The organism is Streptomyces sp. CC208A, assembly GCF_030010625.1.
Classification (GTDB): Bacteria; Actinomycetota; Actinomycetes; order Streptomycetales; family Streptomycetaceae; genus Streptomyces.
Window position 1 is genome coordinate 159,861 of the sequence record NZ_JASCXN010000006.1, and the last position, 19,210, is coordinate 179,070.

The following is a 19,210-nucleotide window of genomic DNA, read 5'->3' on the forward strand; positions in this document are numbered from 1 at the left end:
GCAAGCCCTCCTTCGACTGATCGAATCCGCCCCTACCGTTTCCGAGCACGAAGGCTGACATCCATGGTCCGGCAGCGAGGCGAGCAGGGCCGCCGACGTGCTGACGAGTGCGCCCCTGGCACGAGCGCCCGGGACCACCGGTACTCAGGCACAGCGCATCTAGGCCGGTGCCGTGACCGCTCGCCTGATGCGGTGTCCGACAAGACGCTCGGCCACATCCAGCGGGTACCAGCCAGCGCCGGCCACCTCGGACTCCTGAATGCGTCCGACGTCACCACGGACCGTGGTGAAGGCGTATCCGATGTCCAGGTGGTAGTGCTCCGGCTCGTCCTTCTGCGGCCGGGCCGGCACCTTGCCGTACTCGACGTAGACGGGAGTCGGGGACACCACAGAGACCTGCCGGGGGTCCATGCCGGTCTCCTCGGTCAGCTCGCGCACCGCCGCCTCGACCAAGGTGGCGTCGGTCGGCTCAAGGTGACCGCCGGGCTGAAGAGTCAGGCCGTAGGCGAGGTGCTCGATGAGGAGGATCTCGGCGTCGTCGCGGACGAGCAGGGCACCGACGGTCACGTGCATGGGGAAGCTGCGCCGCGAGGCGAAGTCCCGGCCTTCCGCCAGAAGCCGCAGAGGCTCCGACAGCTGCGCGGCTTCGTCCGGGTGGTGCTGCAAGTAGGCACCGAGAGCGTCCGAGATGTCGGAATCAGAGATTGCCACGATTCGACTCCAGCGAGGGGTACGGGCGGGGGGGGTCGCACTCTACAAGTCCGGCGGGGGCCGTGGTTCACCGCCGCGCTCGCCTTCACCATAAAGGGGTCGCCCTCGGCGTTTCGGCCAACCACCTTGCACAGAAGGCCCGTTGGGGGGCCTGGGTGGGTGCATTCTCCACGCTCCGACACGCGCCGAATCTCGGGGAACCAACAGCGTCCGAAAGACACCAGTTCGATATCCCGGCGGGGTCGTTGAGCTTCACGACCCGCGCCGGCCGACCGCTCAGGAGGAACCGCCGTTGACCTCAAAACCCATGAACGAACAGCAGAACACGCCGCCTCCGCCCCCGCCGGCGGAGATCACCTACACAGGGCAGTACTCCATCAACCCCCTCGCCGAGGTCTCCTTCCGGCGGATGTGCGCGCAGATTCCCGCCGTCCTGGGCCGGATCGCGCGGCTGTCCTGGCGGATCGACCGGCGGGCCGTGCAGCTGCTTCTCGGCTGCCAGCTGGTCACTGGCGTCTCGGCCGCCGTGCTGCTGACGGCCACCGCCCGCGCCATGGAACCCGTGCTCGGAGCCGGGTCCGCCGGAGACCGCCTGCGGGGTGCCCTGCCGGCGCTGCTCGTGGTGACGGTCGCCGCCGCCGTGTCTCGGACAGCGAGAGCGGTGGCTTCGTACGCGGGGCGGCGGATCACGCCGCGGTTGACGACGGAGATGGATTCGGCGCTGGTCGAGGCGGTGTGCCGAGTGGAGGCGGCTGCGTACGCGGAGGACGGTTTCTCCGACCGGCGTGAGGCGGCCGAGATGGGGGTGATGCGCACCCACGTGATGGTGGCCGACGCGCAGCAGTTCGTGTCCGCGGTGATCCGCATGGTCACCGCCGGTGGCGTGCTGTCCGTGCTGAACCCGCTGATGCTGCCGCTGCTGCTGCTCGCCGTGCTGCCGGCCGGTGTCGGGGCCGTGCTGAGCGCGCGGGTGGACTACGAGATCCACTACGGCAACATCGCGGACCGCAACAGCCGCGGGATGATGCGCTGGTGGGCCACCGAGTCCAAGTACAGCGACGAGGTCCGCGCGAACTCCATGGTCGACTATCTCGTCTACTGGTACCGGGCCCTGTCAGACCGGTGCGATCGGCGCACCCTGGCCGCCGCGCCACGAACCCTGCGGATCGCTCTGTTGTCCGCGTTCGCCGGCGGCATCTGCCTGGCGGCGACGTGGGGTGCACTGGCGTGGCTGGCGGTCTCCGGCCGGATCGACCTCGCCGTCGCCGCGACGGCCGTGATCGCTGTGCAAACCATGCTCGCCGCTCTGACCCAGGTCGTCACCGGCGGCGCCGCGGTCTTCCACACCAGCCTGTACCTCGGTGACATGCAGAGCTTCCTCGACGAGGCCGCCGACCGCGCGCCCCAGCGGGGTCCTTGCCGTCTGGCCGCGCCGGTAGACGAGATCCGTCTGGAAGAGGTCGTCTACCAGTACCCGGGCAAGGACAAGCCCGCCGTCGACGGCGTCTCGCTGACCCTGCGGCGCGGCCAGATCCTCGCGATCGTCGGGGCGAACGGTTCCGGGAAGAACACCCTGACCCGGCTGCTGACCGGCATCTACCTAGCGGACAAGGGCACGGTCTCGTGGAACGGCACCGACCTCGCCGACGCCGACCCGGCCTCGGTCTGGCGCCTGACCGGCCTGGTGCCGCAGATCTTCGGGCAGTGGCCGCTGCGCCTGCGCGAGAACGTGACCCTTGGTCAACCCCACAGCTACGACGACGCCCCGGTGTGGGAGGCGATCGACGCGGTCGGTCTGCGCGATGCCGTCGAAGACCTCCCCGCGGGTCTCGACACCCTCCTCGCCCGAGACCTCTGGGGCGGCACGGAGCTCTCCGGCGGTCAGTGGCAACGCATCGCCTGTTCCAGGGCCCTGTACCGCCGGCCCGAACTGCTCATCCTCGACGAGCCCACCTCCCAGATGGACCCCCGAGGCGAACACCAGATCTTCGAACAGATCAAGGCCATCGCCGCCGACCGCATCACCATCGTCGTCACCCACCGCCTGGAGAACACCAAGATCGCCGACCACATCATCGTGATGGAGCACGGTCGGATCACCGAGCAGGGCCGGTACGACGACCTCGCCCACGGCGGCGGAACCTTCGCCGAACTGCTGGAACTCTCCCAGGACCGCTGACCGACCTGCCCCCTGTCGCGTCCCGCCGGGCGGACAGGCCACATCTAGGAGGGCCCATGCCCCCGTCCCCCGCCACCAGCGCCGCCTGTGACGTGCGCTCCTCGTACGCGTCGCACCCGAGCGCGAGGTGCACGGCGTGAGGCAGACGAGATCCCTGCCCGTCGCCGTGCAGCGCTGGGCGGAGCAGTTCACCGGGCCGGTCGTGACCGTGCGCGACGCCTCGCACGACTGGCATCGCTCCCGCGTGTGGGAGCTCACCGGCAAGGGCGGGGCCGGCTGGTACGTGAAGGTCGCGCCCTCGGTTTTACCGAACACGCCTTGGGTGTCCGCGTCATTCGTTGGGAGGGGGTTCGGCGTCTTTGCGTGTCCCTTTACCGACCGGGCTGGTTGTCGCCTTCACGTACACCACAGTGGAGGTAGCTGAGTGCGAAGTGTGATGGTGCTGGAGGACTTTCGAGTCCAGCAGATGCCAAGGGCCGGGGGCTGCTCGTCGTACACGATCCTGCGTGCGGATGGCGGGGTGGAAGAGGAATCGGATCGCTTCCTTCGGTTGTACGAGGGCAGAGGCACGCAGCGGACGTACGCGTACTTCCTCGTTGATCACCTGCGATGGCGGAAGCAGGAGGGGCTCACGACGTCGTCGATGTCGCTGCAGGACCTGTACCGGTACATGGGGGCCGTGGGAGCGAAGGTGGCGATGCCGTTCGGGCAGCCGTGGCGGCAAGGCAAGCGTCCGTACAGCTCGTCGGCGCTGGAGGTCGCCGCGGCCTGCCTCAAGGGCTTCTACCTGCTGCAGTGCGGCACCGGCGTGAACGCGGAACTGGCGGTGGCACTGGAGGTGAGACGGCTGCCCACGCAACGAGACCGCGATCGGGCCCTGCTGGGGCACCTTCAGACATCGATGCCGGCCAACCCGCTGGCGCCCCGGCGGGGCACACGTCGTCGGCACCCGAAGATGTTGCCGGACGGAGCCCGCCCCGAGCTGATGGAGGTGATGAACACCGCCCGCGACAGACTGGTGGTGACCTGGCTGTCGGACGCCAGTCTGCGCATTGGCGGCCTGACGGGACTTCACCTCGTGGACCTGCACCTTCGCCCCGATGCCGCCTGCGGAGAATGCAAGAGCCCTCACCTGCACGTGTGCCATCGGTCGGGCAACGCCAATCGCGCCGCAGCCAAGATCAAGCCGGACTGGTGGCTGCGCGACGGGGTCATCACCGGAGGTGAGATCGTGCGCGTGAGCCCAGCCATGATCCGGACTTACTTCCAGTACATGACCACCGAGTACGCCAAGCACGCCGCCGATCACGGCATGCTGCTGATCCAACTGTCCGGTCCTCGCCGCGGCCAGCCGTGGACTGCCGATGCCGCCCGCGGGATGCTCCGACGCGCCGGACGCCGCGCCAACCTGCCGGGCCGCATCAAACCACACGCATTCCGGCACACCTTCACCAACGCCGTCCTGGACGCCACCGACGGCGACATGCTGGTCGCCCGAGAGGCGGGAAACTGGGCATCGGTTCAGACCGTCGAGGAGGTCTACGGGCACCCCGACCTGCATTCTCCGGAGTTCCAAGCGGCCCTGAGCGCGGTCTGGGGTGAAGACGCATGACCGCGCTCGAGCTTCTGCCAGTCGTGCCGACGAGCGGGCCCGCGAACCGGACCGGCACCGACCGGCTGGAGATCCTCACCGCGCTGATCGCCGCGCCCTCGTTCGACCCGCTCTACCGGCCCGACGTCATCGTGGTGCCCGGCGACCACCCGCACTTCCGCTGGCTGTGCGGCGTCCCCGCCTGCGAGAAGCCCCAGGAACCTGGCAGGGACTACTGCTATGTGCACCGTCGGCAGTGGGTCAAACTTCGCGCCACCGGCGTGAGCGTCACCGACTTCCTCAGTAGTGCCGTTCCGCAGAAGCGGGCCTCGTGGTCCGTGCCGCCCCGGTGCGTGATCTGCCCGGATCTGCCGGCGTGGGCGTCGTCGCCTCTGTGTCAATTGCACGCCCGGCGCTGGAGGTTGCTCAGCAAGTACTGGCTCGAGAAGCACGGGACGACCGTCGACTACGACGGATGGCTGGCTGGAGAGAAGCCGTTCCCGACCTTCGGTGAGTGCTTGGTGGTGGCGTGTCCCGAGCTGGCAGCGCATCCACTGGGGCTGTGTGCGAATCACCTGTCGCGCTACAAACACCAAGGCCGCCCCGGAGGGGCCTCGCTGCATCAGAGCTGGAGCCGGCGCCTGGACCGCGGCGAGACCGTCACCGTCGCCTACACCGACAAGGCGGCCTTCCGCCGCTGGTGCTGGCAGAGCGGCCCGGCCCACAGGGTCAACGGAAAGCTTTCGCTCCTGGGCCTGCCTCCGTTGCTGAAGGCTGAGATCAAGTGGGCGATGTTCCGCCATGCCCAGGGCTACACCCAAGGTCGCAGCTGGCCGCTGACCTGGGTTCAGTACCTGACGGACCACTGCCGCCTCCATGAGCTGAACTCGTTGGCTGACCTCGACCTCGACGAGGCGAAAAGCAAGCCGCTGGTCCATCAGGTCGGCCGCGAGATGGCCGATCAACTGCAGCTGGTCTACTTCTCCCGCCAGGACACCAAGGACGCCGGCTTTCTCGAGACGGAACACTTCGGTGTCCGCCTCCGAGGAAGCCGAAGCTACTTCGACCTGACGTCCATCTCCCAGCGATGGCTCCGCGACATGGTCTGGGACTCGATGGCAGACCGGTTGCTCAGCGATCCACCCCGCAGCCGAAGCGGGTTCGACGGCTTACGCCGCGCCACCTCCGAGCTCAGCGCCTACCTGGAAGCACAGGCACCCGGCGGCGGCCACGACCCCCGGCTGCTCACCCGCGACCACATGGTCGACTTCGTCGCCGACCAACGCCACCGCGCCAAGAACGGGCTGACTGCTCTGTCGATCTACTGCCAGGGCTCCAACCGGGGCAACGCAGCCAAGAAGCCTGCCATCGTCACCAACAACGCGCTGTCCCGGACCTTCAACACGGCGCGTCGCCTGCTCCGCGACGCCCTGGAATCGGGGACGGCTGAGACGATCGGCCTGGACCGGGCCTTCATCGTGGCCCTGCCGACCTTCCATGCTCCCGGGGCACGTCGCCGGCCCTTCCCCGACGACGTCGCGCGAATCCTCGCCGACGACGCGAACCTGGCCGGGCTTCACTCACGTGACTACGAAGACCGCGGACTGCGCGACATCTGGGAAGCACTCGTCGTCACCGGCCGTCGCTGCGGCGAGGTCCTCAACGTCCGGTTGGAGTGCATCGGCCGGCTCAACAAACTGCCCGTCTTCTGGCACGACCAGACCAAGGTCGGCAACTACGACCAGGCCATCCGCATCCCCGAGCGCCTCTACCAGCTGCTCGAACAGCGCCAGAGCAAGACCATCGCCCGGTTCGTCCAGCGGTTCGGCCGTCCCCCGACACCACGCGAACGACGGCAGATTGCACTCTTCCCTCGTCGGCACACGAACCGAGACCTGCTCAAGGGAGCAAGTCGCGGCTGGTTCGCCAAGAACTTCCGCGCCTGGGTGGACACCCTCGACATCGCGCACTGCGTCCCGCACCAGGCCCGCCACACGCTGGCGACGAACCTCCTGCGCAATGGGGCCAACCTCACCCACGTCAAACGCTACCTGGGCCACGTCTCCGTGCAGATGGCCGAGCACTACGTCCACCTGGCCAACACCGATCCCCGGCTCGAGGAAGCACTCGCGGCTGTCTGGGTCTCCGGTCCAGGATCCGCCGCTCCGGGGACCGTGCTTTCCGCAGGCGAGCCCATGTCTCGGCAAGAGGCCGAGGCGCTGGCAATCGACCTCACCCGCCGCAGCACACCGGCCGAGGGAGGTTTCTGCACCTTCCAACCCGTCGTCAATGGAAACGCGTGCCCCTGGAACATGGACTGCCACAACTGCGACAAGTTCGTGCTGTCCGGCGCCGACCTCGTCTACTGGCACCGCAAGCGCGAGCAGTGGCGCACCCTCGCCGAACGGGCACCCGACGGGGCCACCGCCGACTTCCTGCACGAAGTCTTCGAACCGACGGCCCGCGCCATTGACGGCCTCGAGAAGGCGCTGAAAGCCATCGGCCTCCTCGACGAGGCCCTGGCTCTCGACCTGCGCAGGCCCCAGGACTACTTCGGCAGGGTCTGGAACACCGCCTTCCGAGCCCAGGAACTTGCCGACCATTCGGCCGCCGAGGCGGTGACCGGATGACGTCCACTCCGCCCCAGACCGCAGCGGCCATCGCAGCTCGCCGCCGTCAGACTGGGCAAAAGCTCACCCAGGTCGAAAAGGCCATCGCTCAGCTTCGCCGGGAGACATCCAAGATCACCGTCAGGGCTATCGCGGCCAGAGCGCAGGTGTCGCCCACCTTCCTCTATGAGAACCGGAATGCTCAGTCCCTCGTCCGGGAGGCCGTGGCCGTTGGCACACGGCGACGCGATCAAACGAGCCAGGGCACACACGACCGCATCGAAGCCTCCTGGAGAGAACGGGCTCTGAACGCCGAGGAGGAACTCACTCGAACCCAGAAGGAGATCCTCGTCCAGCGCCAGCGCATCGGTGAACTTATGGGCCAGCTGCGTGACTTCGAGCAGATGGTCCCAGGCGAGTCCGTCCAGAAACTCGTCACCGAGAACACCTCGCTCAAACACCGCGTCCGCCAACTAGCCCAGGAACACCGAACGCTTCAGGAACGCCTTGAAGGAGCCCGTTCAAACAACCGCTTCGCCGAGAAACGCATCGCCGACTTGGAGGCCCAGCTTGTCGAGCTTCAGCAACAGGCCCAACCCGTCCCCAGGACCACCGAGTGACGGGAGCTTCGTATCAGCGGCCGGAGACCTCACGCAGCCATCGCGCGTGCTGACGGACGCGCGATGCATCCTCGGGGAAGTAGCTGGCCCAGTCCTCATTCAGGGACGTCCAAGCCGCTGGCTGTCCACTCTCTGTAACCAAAGGCGTTCCCGCACTCACGATCGCGACGAACGACAGCCCGAGAGTCGCAGGCCACTCCCGGCGATAGGAGCGCACCGTGGCCGCGGCAGGTTCCGGCAGCAACTCCGCCTCGACGCCGGTCTCCTCGAAGAGCTCACGACGCGCTCCCTCCCGGGGCGTTTCCCCCGGCTCAACACGCCCTCCCGGTGGAACCAAACCCCGCCACCGGTGATGAACCAGCAACACTCGAGCGAGATCCTCATCGAAGACCCACACCTCTGCGGCAAGCGGCTCCGAGGGCCCCAGGCGGGCCGCGGCCAGCCACTGGCCGGCGCCGTCAAACTTCCCCCTCGCCAGCCGGACGTCGGCGGCTGCGGCCTCTACTGCCCGTGGATCAAGCGCATCGTGAATCATCGGGACAACGTAAGGCGAGGGTCTGACACCGGGGTGGCCCCGGACAACGTCCCGGACAGCCACGCGACGCTCCGACGCAGGTCACAGACGAACTGGACGTCTCGATGGTCGGTAAACTCGGTGAAGTTCTTCGCCCGTGAGACCCGGGCCTACCGAGGAGTCGTTCCCGCGCTCGGGCACGGCCGGGCGCCCCGTCTCCTCGCCAGCCGCGCGGACGACTTGGCGCTGCTGCTCAGCGTGGCGCCCGGTGGCCCGGTACCTGGGCTGGGACTGACCGCCGCCGAGTGGCGGTCCGTGCACGCGCAGGCCGGCATGCTGTGCGCTCGGCTGCACGACGCCGGTGCGCTCGACCCCCGCGACCGGACGGAAGCCGAAGCGTCGCTGGTGGCGGCGGCCGATGGCGCGGAGAAGTACCTGGGCCGCGCTGGGGACCGGCTCACCGCGGACGAGCAGCAGCTGGTCCGCGACTACGCGGCTCAGCTCCGCCGCGTCGGGCCGGTGCCGCTCGGCTGCATCCACGGCGACAACCAGCCGAGGAACTGGCTGTGGTCCGAGGCGGGGCTCGCGCTCGTCGACTTCGAGCGCACCCGCCCGGCCGCGCGCGTGCAGGACCTCGTCGTCCTCGCCGTCACCGAGTGGCTCGACCACCCGGACCGCGAGAGGGCGTTCCTCCAGGCGTACGGGCGCGACCTCACCGGCGCCGAACGGCACGCGCTGCGCTGCCTGACCGCGCTGGACGCGGTCAACTGCCTGGCCTGGGGCCCGGATAACGGCCATCCCGAGGTCACCGCCAGAGGCCGGCGGACCCTGGAGCGGCTCATGAAGGAGGACCGGCCGTGAGCAACGTCCATCGCAGCATCACGCACGTCATGGTCCTGCTCCGGCATCCGGCCGACGGCCGGATTCTCACCGTCCGGCACCAGCCGCGGTCGTGGCACTCCCCCGGGCTGCTCACCGTCGTCGGCGGCCGGCTCGAAGCCGACGAGTTCTTCGACGAGGGCGCCGCACGCGAGCTCGCCGAGAAGACCGGCGTCCTCATCACCCCGGGCCGTCTCGAGTTCTGCCAGCTGGTCCACCTTCACGCCGCGGACGGGGAACGGGTGGTCGGCGTCGTCTTCCTGGCCCGGGAGTGGGAGGGCGAGCCGTACAACAGCGAGCCTGACACCCACAGCGAGCTCGTCTGGGTCGATCCCGCCAGCCCGCCCGACGACTGCCACCCTTTCACCCGCGAGATCCTCCGCTTCTTCGCCGCCGGGCACCGGTACGCCAACGTGATCGCCCCCGAGCTGGCCGTCGGGGATGAGCCCCGGTGACGGTCACCGCCGGGCCCCGTAAGACGACCGCCTGGGCGATCCCGGCCTACCGGTACCTGCTCGGAAGCGAGGCCGTGACCCTGGCCGGGTCGGGGGTGAGCGCCGTCGCTCTGCCCGCGCTCGCAGTCCTGGAACTGCGCGCCACCGCCGGGCAGGTGGCGACGCTGGCGTTCCTCGGCCAGCTCCCCAGCACGCTCGCGCTGTGGGCCGGAGCCATGTCGGACCGGCACGCCAAGCGCTTCCAGCTCCTCATCTCGGACCTGGTGGCCGCCGCGGCACTCACCACGATCCCGGCCGCCGCTCTGGCCGGGGTGCTCACCACCGGTCAGCTGTACGGGGTGGCGCTCGCGGTCGGCGCGGCGAAGGTGGTCCGTGACGCCGCGGCGATCAGTCTCCTGCCGACAGTCGTCGCCCCGCACCTGCTGCACGACGCCAACTCCCGTCTGGGTGCGGCCTCCTCGGTGGCCGACAGCGCGGGCAGCAACGTCGGTGCGGCGCTCGTGGGAGCCGTCGGCGCCGCACGGTCACTCCTCGTCGACGCCGCCTCCTTCCTCGCCTCCGCCTGTCTGGTCTGGCGTATCCGCGCGCCTGAACCGCACGCGCCCCGCGTCGGAGCCGTGAAGCAGCGCGGCCTCATCCGGGACATCGCCGCAGGCGTGCGCTACGTGATCGGGCAGCCGACGATCCGCACGGTGATCGCGGCCCTGGCCGTGCTGTCCTTCGGCCTCGCGCTGATGAACACCTTCTGGGCGTACTACCTGCTCACCGCGCTCGGTGTCTCCCCGACCGCGTTCGGGGTGATCATGGGCGCCGGAGGCATGGGCAGTCTGGCCGGTGCGCTGCTCACCTCACGGATCACGGACCGGTTCGGCGTCGGCCCGGTGATCATCACCGGGTTCGTGGTCAGCCCCCTCGCCCAGGTGCCGCTCCTTCTGGCCGGGCCCGGCCGCGGCTGGCAGATCGTCCTGGCCGCGGCGCTCGCCGTCCAGTTGTTCTGGGCGACGGCTGCGGGAGTCAGCCAGCGCACCCTTTCTTGGGGCGTTTCAGATTTGTCTCAAGCCACGTCCCTCCTGCCGGTGGATGGTGTCCGCTTGGCTCTCCGCTGACTGCTATCTCTCTTCTCCCAGTTATCTCGAGAAGTGACGAGCATGCAGTTGTTCGCGGTTGACATGGCGCTGGTGCGCCGACATTTGGACAGCCCAGTTCTCACGGGCACTGACGCAGCGCGTTTGCTGGAGCTCCACGGGATCTCCGACGGCACGCCGGTCTTCCTAGATGACGAGACGATGATGCCGGTGGAGCCCCTGTGCGCGTGGGGCCGGAGCATGTCGTACGCGGATCTGGCCGAGGGCACGTTGAAGGACTACGGGCGGATCATGGCCCGGTTCGGCGCCCATCAGGTCGAGCGTGACCGTGAGGTGCTCATGGCTACCGAGGCCGACCTCGTGTCCTACAAGAAGTCGCGCACGCAGCTGCAGGAGAAGCCGATCGGTTCTTCGGCGTGGTCGAAGGAATCATCGGTCTTGGACCAGTTCTTCGCCTTCGCGGTGGAGCAGAGGTACCTGCGACGTCGGCCCGTGCGGGTGGCGTCACGGGGGCGGAACGCGCTGAGTCCGAGGACGCGGCGTGGGATGGACATCCGGCATCTGAGTCTGGAGCAGTACCGGTACTTCCGGGATGTCGGGCTTGGCGGACAGGGCCCGGACGCGCGGCTGAACCGGTCCTATCGGGGGAGTTCCCCGCATCGTGACCGGGCTGGGGCTGATCTGGCGGTGTGCAGCGGGATGCGGTGGCAGGAGTGGGCGACTGTGCTGCTGCCCGAGCTCGGCATGGGTGTGGACCGCCCCGGCGACGAGGCCGACTTCACCGTCCAGGCGTGTGCGAAGTACGGCAAGGCACGGAGAGTCTTCGTCCCTGAGCAGGCCGTGCAATCCGTGGAGACCTACTGCCTGCTGGAACGGCCGGAGTTCACCGCGGCCGCGGCCCGGCGGCTGGAGCGCCGGCACCGGGAGCTGTTCGTCGTCTCCCGTGCCGAGCCGGAAACGGGCCGGGTTCACGGCGTGCTCGACGGTGAACGGCAGGTGTTCGCAATGCAGGCGATTCCGCCGAAAATGCGCCGGATCACGGTCTGGGAGGGCGAGTTCGGACTGGAGGCCATGACGGTGTTTCTCGGGCGGGGCGGTCTCATGCCGGGGGCGGATTCGTGGAAGCGGTACCGGCACGCCGCGTGGCGCCGGATGGTGGCGCTGGCCGATGAGACGACGCCGCGGCTGCCGGCCAAGAGGTGGCGCTGGCACGATCTGCGCCACACGTACGCCTTGCAGCTGTTGACCTATCTGGAGCGTCAGATGGATGGGGCCGAGCCGGACCTGGTGGCGCGCCGGCGTCGACATCGCTCCTACTTGAGCGGGCACATCCGCTACAACCCTCTGCTGATCGTCAGCCGCAGGCTCGGTCATTCCAGCCCGGAGACCACGTACGCGTACCTCGAGTACACCGACGACCTGGTGCACGAGTACGAGGCGGCGTTCGCCGGGTGGCTTGGTGACCCCGGTGAAGAGGCTACCTACGCGCAGATCGCCGCCAGGGCCTTCCAGTTGGAGAAGCAGTCGGCAGGGGCGTGTTGATGGCGCGCGTGAAATGGCGGAGGTCTGTTGAGTGGACGGCGCATCTGCGGCAGGCGCTGGGGGCTCCGGGTGGGGACGGCAGGATCGGGGTGCGCGTGGTGGCGGTCAATGACCAGGGGCGGGAGCGGCTGCAGTACATCGATCCCGGGGACTACCAGTGTTCGAAGCTGGCCGCGCAGTTGGCTGACGAGTGGGTGGAGTACGTCAACGCGACTGGTCTGTCGGCCTCGGCGTCCCGGGACTACGTGCGGGCTGTTGATCTGGTGTGCGCGGCCATGGACGCCGCATCCGAGGACTCGGCCGCCTTGTCACTGGAGTCCGTGGATCTGATGCCGCTGCTGGCCCGGTGGGAGCGCACCTTGCCCGCCGCGTACAAGGAGGGTTCGCGGCAGCCGGGGATGGCGGCCTCGGGCGTGCGGATTTTGATCGTGCGGCGGGACGACCATGCGGAGCGCCGGGTCGACGAGTCGCTGGCGAGGTTCTCCCGCGGCCAGACTCTCACCGGGTGGGGTGAGGGTGCCGAACGGGACGAATTCAGCCGGGCCGACAAACAGGCCTTGCTCAAGGCCGCGTGGTCGTCGGTGCACGCACTGGAGAAGCGGCTGGCCGAGGGCTGGGCCCTGGCGGAGCAGGGACGGCATCCCGACAAGGGGGACTGGCTGCACGTGCCGGATCTGCTGTGGGGCCTGTCGCGGGGAGCGATCCTGCCCCGGCAGATCGGCGACAGGCTCCCGCCGACCACCGCGCTGTGGCCCACAGTGCTGCGCGAGATGATCCAGCGCGAGGACGGGACCGTCGCGCCTCGGCGGGCCCGGCGGGATCTGATCTGGCAGCTGGTGCGCCGCCTCTACCCGACGAACCTGGATCTTCACGCCTTCAGAGTCCTGCTGATGGATGCCACCGGGCACGCCTCGGAGGAGGTCACCAGCTTCGGCCTGTCGGATATCGAGTTCCTCCCGAAGGGTGTGCGTTTGACGCTGGTCAAGGAGCGCGCCCACCGCGTGCGGCACCGGGCCTTCCGCGACGCCCCCGGGGATGACGAGCCGGAGATCGAGGAGACGCTCGATCGACCGCGACGTGAGGCGAGCGCGATCGTGCGCCGGCTTGTGAAGGTCACGGAGCAGTCGCGGAGGCAGTGCCCGGAGGTGACCGACACCCTGTTCGTGCGCCCCTCACTGGTGTACTACGACCTCAGGTTCGGACGCTGGGACGCCAACGCCGCAGGGCAGCGGTTCACCGACTGGCTGGGCTCGGTCGGGGTCACGATCGACGGCCCGGCGCACATCGGGCGGCTGCGGAAGTCCACGAAGGTGGAGAAGGCCATCGTCTCCGGTGGCCGTATCAGCGCTGCCGCCGACGACCACCTTGAGGAAACCTTCGCCGGCCACTACGCCCAGGGCACCACACTGCGGATCCTGTCCGGCAAGGTCATCACCACGGCCCAGGCCCACTGGTTCGAACGGGCGGTGAACGGGCCGACCGTGATCGCCCCGGAGGCGGCCGAGATCGCCGAGAACAGCGAGCGACTGCGGGAATTCGGACTGGAGGCGGAACAGGCGGACGGCATCGTCCAGGGCGAACTCGACATGGGCGTCTCCCACTGCAAGAACCCGTGGGACTCACCGTTCAGCAACCCCGGGGAGCTCTGCGCGGTCGCGCCGCTGCGCTGCATGGAGTGCCGCAACGCCTGGGTCCTGCCCAGCCACTTGCCGCAACTGATGCTGCTCGCCGAGCACCTGGAGAGGGTACGCCTCCGGCTCGATCCGCGAGCCTTCACCCTGCGGTGGGGCCAGTCCTACGTCAACCTCCGTGCCGTACTGGAAGAGCGCAGCGAGCAGGAGAAGGCCCTGGCGCGGCAGCACATCAACGACGGACTGGTCCGATTGGACCTGCCACTGTCCGCTCACGTGGAGTTCGACGCATGATCATTCCCCGCCCGACTGCTCGTACGCAGTCCCTGTTCCGGCCGGACGAGCCGATCGTCCAGGGCCGGGCCCTGCTGCCGGAGGCCCGCAAGGAAGGCGCCCGGCAGCCACGTTTCGGAGACTTCGAAGTCCTCGACTTCAACGGGGTGGTGGCCAAGCCGGCCAACCGCAATCCGGCGTGGTGGCGCATTCGCCTTGCCGGGGAGCTGGCTGAGCCGCACTGGAACCTGCTCGCTCGAGAGGTGGTGATGATCCTGGCCAACCCTCAGCACGAGACGCTGCAAGCCCACGGCCTCCACTTCGGCTTCGCTCCCTGGGACATCGGCACCATCAACTTGAACATGGGCTGCCTGCGCGGGCTGATCGCGTGGGCACGAAGCGAGGGCCTGGACGATGACCCGGCGTACTGGAACGTGGCCGATCTGCGCCGGCGGATCACAGCTTTGAGGACGACGGTCAAGGCCCCGACGCTGACCCGGCATGTCGCGTTCCTGAAGAAGTTGTCCCTCTTCGCCCCGGCCTTGAGTTGTGCCTGGCCGGCCGAGGACCCGTGGCCGGGCAAGACGGCGGGACAGGTCGCCGAGGACGTACGGGACGGCGAACTGTCCACGAGGGCCGTGCCGCCGGACATCTGGTTTCCGCTGGTACGGGCGGCCTGGACCTACGTGCACACCTTCGCCCCTGACATCCTCCATGCCCTTCGCCAGGTCGAGCAGCTGAAGGAGGCCGCCGCCACGTCGGCTGCCGGGAGGGACGCCGCGCTGGATGCCTGCCTGACGGACCCGGAATGGAAGGTGCCCTGCCACTACGACCCGGAATGGCCGGGGGACCTGCCGCCGGAGGTCAACTGGTCGATGCTCGCGTTGCTGCTGGGCGTGAACGAGCGTCGCTGCGGGGCGCTGTTCGGACGGTCTTCGGCAGCGTCGCGCAGCCGGCGGGCGAAGGTGTTGCGCGCCGTTGCCGACGGCCGCTACCACCTCGGCTTCCCCATGTCCTTGGTCGAGGTGACCCGTGCGAACGGCAGCCGCGGGCCGTGGCATCCCGGCTTCGACCTCTACGAGCTGTCCGTCCTGGCGACCACCCTCCGAAATGCCGCGTTCGTGCTGGTGGCGGCGTTGTCGATGATGCGGGACTCGGAGTTGCAGGAGATCGTCCGCGGGAGCGTGGTGGAGCACTACGACGCGCCCGCCATCGCCTCCACCCTCGTCAAGGGCCACGACGGGCGGCCGCGCAAGCACTGGTGGATCAGCGAGCCGGTCGCCGAGGCCATCGCGGTCGCCGAGGCCGTCTCACCTCACCCCACCAGGGTGTTCTCGACGCTCACGCCGAGGGCGGTCAACGAGGAGCTCAACGGCGGCCACATGGTCGACTCGTTCATCACCGCCGTCAACGCCGGACACACCTTCTCGGGGCTTGAGCCGATTCCTGCCGGCACCGTCCGTCCCCACATGTTCCGCCGCACGATGGCGATGCTCACCGACCAGTTCGCCGGCTCCGAGATCGCGCTGGGCATCCAGCTCAAGCACATCGCCACTCGGGCCCTGGCCAACCGCGCCACCCGCGGTTACGCCGCGCCCGATGCCACGTGGGCCAAGTACCTTGACGACGCGGTCCACGCCGCCCGGTTCCGTCGGCTCAAGGACCTCTACGGGGTCCACAGCAGGGGCGAGGAAATCGGCTTCGGCCCGGCAGCCGAACGCCTCAAGGCCGCCTTCGACCAGATCACGGCGACAGTCAAGGCACGTCACGGGGACGCCCGCGTCGAGGACGACCTGTTGCACAAGGCCCGGATCACCATCAGGTTCGGCACGCTCAACAACTGCCTGTTCGACGAACGCAACCCGGCCGGGGCCGTCTGCCTGGAGAACGCGGTCGTCCCCGAGGGGCACGCCGGCCCGCTGGAGGACCGCTGCCGCCCCGACCGCTGCCCCAACAGCATGATCGGCACCGAGCACGTCGCGCTGTACGACTCCCACCACCGCACCCAGCTCCAACTCCTACAGACACCGGGCCTGCCCGCCGGCCGCAAGGCCCTGATCTCCAGAGAGGCCGAACGCGCCCAAGCCGTCCTGGACAAGATTCGAGGCACATCCGCATGACCACCCCAAGCCGCGTCACATCCGACGGCGTCTCACCCGAGACGGCGAGGGCCCTGCGGGCCGCGATGCAGCGTCTGTTCACCGGCAAGCCCCAGCGCACCGACGGACGGCTCACCAAAGAGAACCTGTGGCGAGAAGCCCAGGTCAGCCGGGCCACGATGAACCGCGCCCAGCCGATTCTCACCGAATGGGACGCCCACATCGCCGAGCGGGGCAAAACCACGGCAGGAGAGGCCCGCCGGGACGCCGAGATCACCCGCCTCCGTAAGCGCCTCGCCGCCAAGACACAGGAATGCACGCAGCTGGAGATGAAGCTGAAGGCCGCCGCGACCGCGATCGCCGCCCTCCACCACGACAACCAGGCTCTACGCGCCGAACTCACCGACCGATCCGGCACAGTCGTGCCCATCGCTCGTCGGCCGTAGCCGCGCAATGGCACTCCCGCTGATCCCTGGCGAAGCCGCGACCTCCACGTCGTTGCGCACGGGCTCCGGCTCGTTGGGTTCGATGCGCTCCTCGGTGACAGCCGTCATGTACCCGGCCTCGGTGGCTGCTCTGAGAGATCGTCTGTCGGGAACGCGCCAGCGCCTACGCGGAGGCCGTCCGCTCCGCCTGCCCTGATGCCGTCCAGGTCGCGGTGACCGCTTCCATCTGTGGAAGAACCTGTGCGAGGCCGTCGAGAAGTGCGTCGCTCAGCACCGCAAGTGCCTCGCCGAGCTCACCGGAGGCTCGACCGCGGACACCGCCATCACGGAGGTCGACGACGTACCGGAAGTCATGGAGGGGCTCCGCGTGATCAAGCGACGCGAGCGGCACTCCGCGGTGCACGTCCTGTACGACAAGGGCCTGAGATCAAAGTGATCGCCAAGACTCTTGGCCTCGACACGAAGGCCGTGCGCCGTTACGCGCACGCCGCCACCCCCGAGGACGCATCCCTTGGCACCGGCTCCCGCCGCTACGGCCAGATCCACGCCTATTCGCCCTACCTGCACCGGCGCTGGAACGAAGGCTGCACGGACGCCGCCCGGCTCCACGCCGAGATCACCGAGCTTGGCTACCTCGGCAGCAAGCGGACTGTCCGCCGTCACCTGGAACAGCTTCGCGCCAGCGGCAAACCCGCACCCGAGAAGCCCAAGGAGCTCACGGTCCGGAAAGCCACCTGGCTGATCACCGCGCCCCGACAAGATCGACGAGAGCAACGCGCCCAGGCGCAAGCACCTCCTAGCCCGCTGCCCAGAGTTGGAATCTGTCGCTGATTGCGTGAGGGACTTCGCCCGGATGGTGACCGAGCGTCGAGGCAGCGAACTCGACGACTGGCTCACCCGCGCCGAGAACACCGGGCTGAAGCCGCTACGGAGTCTGGCCCGTGGCCTGCGGCAGGACTTCGACACCGTCACCGCCGGACTCACCCTGGAGTGGAGCTCGGGCAAGGTCGAGGGCAACGTCAACAGAGCGAAGCGGATCAAGAGGGACGGGTACGGTCGGGCCGGGTTCGAGCTGCTTCGTCGACGGATCCTCCCCGCAGACTGAGCGCCATCACCCTTCGTAACCGCTCCACAACAAGTGGATCAGAGCCGCTTGTCATGGCCGCCGTCACTGATGGTCGCCTCCGACGTCACCTCAACCGATTCATGGCGTTCAGGCTATTTGCCCCATAACTGCGCCTCCTGGCGCCGGCAACCTCCTTCCACCTCGGCGGCAACGAATAACGGTTCGATAAATCCGCAGGAGGTGTGGAAGGCGAGCGCATCGGTCGTGGTGAACACCCTGACGAGAAAAGGATGGGGAAGTCCATGAACGACCCGCGACGCCGCCTGTCTCTGCGCCTGCTCGCCGGCGCTTCCGGCACCGCCCGGGCCGACGGCCCCCCGCCGGGCCGGGGCTGGGAGGCCGGGGACGCGGCGGGCTACGAACCGGGAGACGGCGCGGGCGTGGTGTCCCCCGCTGGCGCCTGTGAGTTCTCCGTGGACGGCGTCGTCTGGCGGGGACAGGTGAAGCTGGGGCCCGCCCGCCTGAAGTCCGGCAAGGACGGCACCGTCCGGGTCCGGGTCCGCTCGGCCGGACGCCAGACCTGCGTCGCCTCGCTGGCCTCGTACCGTACGCACGGCGCCACCTGGAAGTCCTCCGGACTCCAGGTCTTCCACGACTGGGACACGATCACCGTCGCGGGCCAAGCCACGGGAGTGCTTCGGATCGCCGTGCCGGACGCCGGTTGCTTCGGGCAGGTGGACCTGTACCGGGACGATGTCGTGTACGACGGGCTCCTCGACGCCCGAGACGGGAGGCGACACGGCCCGCTGCCCCAGGGGCCCGACCGGCCAGTGATCAAGGAGCGGCTGATCGCCGCGTGGAACGGGGGCACCAGGGACTGCGTCCCCCGGCAGACGCCGGAGCCGGACCCGTCGGCCGACACACCGGCCGCTCCGGTTCCCTCGGCCCCCTCCCCCGCCGGGTCGGCGGGACCGGCGGGACCGGCGGGACCGGCCACACCCTCGCCGACGGTTCCGACGCCGTCCGTTCCCGAGGGCGGAGAACCGCAGCCCGGCACGAACCCTGTCGCGCCGAGTCCCATGGAACACGAGCGCGGCCGTCCGGGCGGCGAACTCGCGCGGATCGGTGCGAGCGACACAGGCGTCCACGCCGGGTTGGGAGTGCTCCTGCTCGGAGCGGGCGGGGGCGTGCTCATGCTGCGGCGCCGCTGTGGGGGCACCGGGCCGACCGATAGGACCTGAACGGCCGGTCCCGTTATCCTCCGCGTCGGTCCGACGTGGCCATGGTCCCGGCAGAGGGCGCCCCGAGCGGCTCGGGGCTCGGGGCTCGGGGCTCGGCCGACGGTTGCCGGATCTGGCGGCGAGTGACCCGTCGCCGCGCATCTGTCCGCGTCTGCGGGAAATCGCAGGCGCCTGATCTGTAGAACGCATGTCTATTCTTGCCAGACGACGCCTTCCGGATTCATGAACTCCGGCTGGTCGTGCCGGGGACGACCGGTTGCCGACCCCTC

General features: G+C 69.0%; 16 protein-coding genes and 1 pseudogene. 15 read left to right on the forward strand and 2 right to left on the reverse strand.

The features are described from left to right. Window positions 1–159: 159 nt before the first annotated feature. The gene (locus QK442_RS10065; protein ID WP_282693531.1) at window positions 160–711 is read right to left on the reverse strand and encodes an NUDIX domain-containing protein; all 552 of its coding nucleotides are present in this window, start codon (window positions 709–711) and stop codon (window positions 160–162) included. A 307-nt stretch (window positions 712–1,018) separates the two neighbouring features. On the opposite strand from QK442_RS10065, the gene QK442_RS10070 reads away from it, so the two are divergent. The 4 genes from QK442_RS10070 to QK442_RS10085 all read left to right on the forward strand — a co-directional run bounded on the left by QK442_RS10070 (window position 1,019) and on the right by QK442_RS10085 (window position 7,710). Next, window positions 1,019–2,890, forward strand: coding sequence for an ABC transporter ATP-binding protein (locus QK442_RS10070; protein ID WP_282693532.1), 1,872 nt, complete (start codon window positions 1,019–1,021; stop codon window positions 2,888–2,890). A gap of 436 nt (window positions 2,891–3,326) precedes the next feature. Continuing rightward, window positions 3,327–4,502, forward strand: coding sequence for a tyrosine-type recombinase/integrase (locus tag QK442_RS10075; protein ID WP_282693578.1), 1,176 nt, complete (start codon window positions 3,327–3,329; stop codon window positions 4,500–4,502). Then, window positions 4,499–7,111: a tyrosine-type recombinase/integrase gene (locus QK442_RS10080; RefSeq protein ID WP_282693533.1), complete on the forward strand. Its 2,613-nt coding sequence runs from the start codon at window positions 4,499–4,501 to the stop codon at window positions 7,109–7,111. The genes QK442_RS10075 and QK442_RS10080 overlap by 4 nt, the downstream gene beginning before the upstream one ends. Continuing rightward, on the forward strand, window positions 7,108–7,710 hold the full coding sequence (locus QK442_RS10085; protein WP_282693534.1) for a DUF6262 family protein: 603 nt from the start codon (window positions 7,108–7,110) through the stop codon (window positions 7,708–7,710). The genes QK442_RS10080 and QK442_RS10085 overlap by 4 nt, the downstream gene beginning before the upstream one ends. A 13-nt stretch (window positions 7,711–7,723) precedes the next feature. Here the strand turns inward: QK442_RS10085 and QK442_RS10090 are convergent, their stop codons facing one another. Then, the gene (locus QK442_RS10090; RefSeq protein WP_282693579.1) at window positions 7,724–8,245 is read right to left on the reverse strand and encodes an NUDIX domain-containing protein; all 522 of its coding nucleotides are present in this window, start codon (window positions 8,243–8,245) and stop codon (window positions 7,724–7,726) included. A 120-nt stretch (window positions 8,246–8,365) separates the two neighbouring features. Here QK442_RS10090 and QK442_RS10095 point away from each other — a divergent pair, with 120 nt between their 5' ends. From QK442_RS10095 to QK442_RS10145, 11 genes and pseudogenes are all read left to right on the forward strand, one after another. Further along, entirely contained in the window at window positions 8,366–9,085 is a 720-nt protein-coding gene (locus QK442_RS10095; protein ID WP_282693535.1) for a phosphotransferase, read from the forward strand. Further along, window positions 9,082–9,558 carry an NUDIX domain-containing protein gene (locus QK442_RS10100; protein WP_282693536.1) on the forward strand — a complete coding sequence of 159 codons (477 nt, stop codon included), beginning with the start codon at window positions 9,082–9,084 and terminating at the stop codon, window positions 9,556–9,558. Before QK442_RS10095 ends, QK442_RS10100 begins: the two co-directional genes overlap by 4 nt. Then, on the forward strand, window positions 9,555–10,664 hold the full coding sequence (locus QK442_RS10105) for an MFS transporter (RefSeq protein WP_282693537.1): 1,110 nt from the start codon (window positions 9,555–9,557) through the stop codon (window positions 10,662–10,664). The genes QK442_RS10100 and QK442_RS10105 overlap by 4 nt, the downstream gene beginning before the upstream one ends. A gap of 42 nt (window positions 10,665–10,706) precedes the next feature. Beyond that, on the forward strand, window positions 10,707–12,185 hold the full coding sequence (locus QK442_RS10110) for a hypothetical protein (protein WP_071278447.1): 1,479 nt from the start codon (window positions 10,707–10,709) through the stop codon (window positions 12,183–12,185). Continuing rightward, window positions 12,185–14,110 carry a hypothetical protein gene (locus QK442_RS10115; protein WP_282693538.1) on the forward strand — a complete coding sequence of 642 codons (1,926 nt, stop codon included), beginning with the start codon at window positions 12,185–12,187 and terminating at the stop codon, window positions 14,108–14,110. Before QK442_RS10110 ends, QK442_RS10115 begins: the two co-directional genes overlap by 1 nt. Continuing rightward, complete coding sequence (locus QK442_RS10120) at window positions 14,107–16,209, forward strand: integrase (protein ID WP_282693539.1); 2,103 nt, start codon at window positions 14,107–14,109, stop codon at window positions 16,207–16,209. Before QK442_RS10115 ends, QK442_RS10120 begins: the two co-directional genes overlap by 4 nt. Further along, complete coding sequence (locus QK442_RS10125; RefSeq protein WP_071272000.1) at window positions 16,206–16,634, forward strand: hypothetical protein; 429 nt, start codon at window positions 16,206–16,208, stop codon at window positions 16,632–16,634. Before QK442_RS10120 ends, QK442_RS10125 begins: the two co-directional genes overlap by 4 nt. A gap of 134 nt (window positions 16,635–16,768) precedes the next feature. Next, window positions 16,769–16,881, forward strand: a pseudogene (locus tag QK442_RS10130) (transposase); the annotation flags it as partial. A 185-nt stretch (window positions 16,882–17,066) separates the two neighbouring features. After that, on the forward strand, window positions 17,067–17,465 hold the full coding sequence (locus QK442_RS10135) for a hypothetical protein (RefSeq protein ID WP_143065877.1): 399 nt from the start codon (window positions 17,067–17,069) through the stop codon (window positions 17,463–17,465). Then, the gene (locus QK442_RS10140; RefSeq protein ID WP_079170882.1) at window positions 17,395–17,739 is read left to right on the forward strand and encodes a transposase; all 345 of its coding nucleotides are present in this window, start codon (window positions 17,395–17,397) and stop codon (window positions 17,737–17,739) included. Before QK442_RS10135 ends, QK442_RS10140 begins: the two co-directional genes overlap by 71 nt. Before the next feature lie 263 nt (window positions 17,740–18,002). Next, window positions 18,003–18,941: a hypothetical protein gene (locus QK442_RS10145; RefSeq protein WP_071278457.1), complete on the forward strand. Its 939-nt coding sequence runs from the start codon at window positions 18,003–18,005 to the stop codon at window positions 18,939–18,941. Window positions 18,942–19,210: the final 269 nt, after the last annotated feature.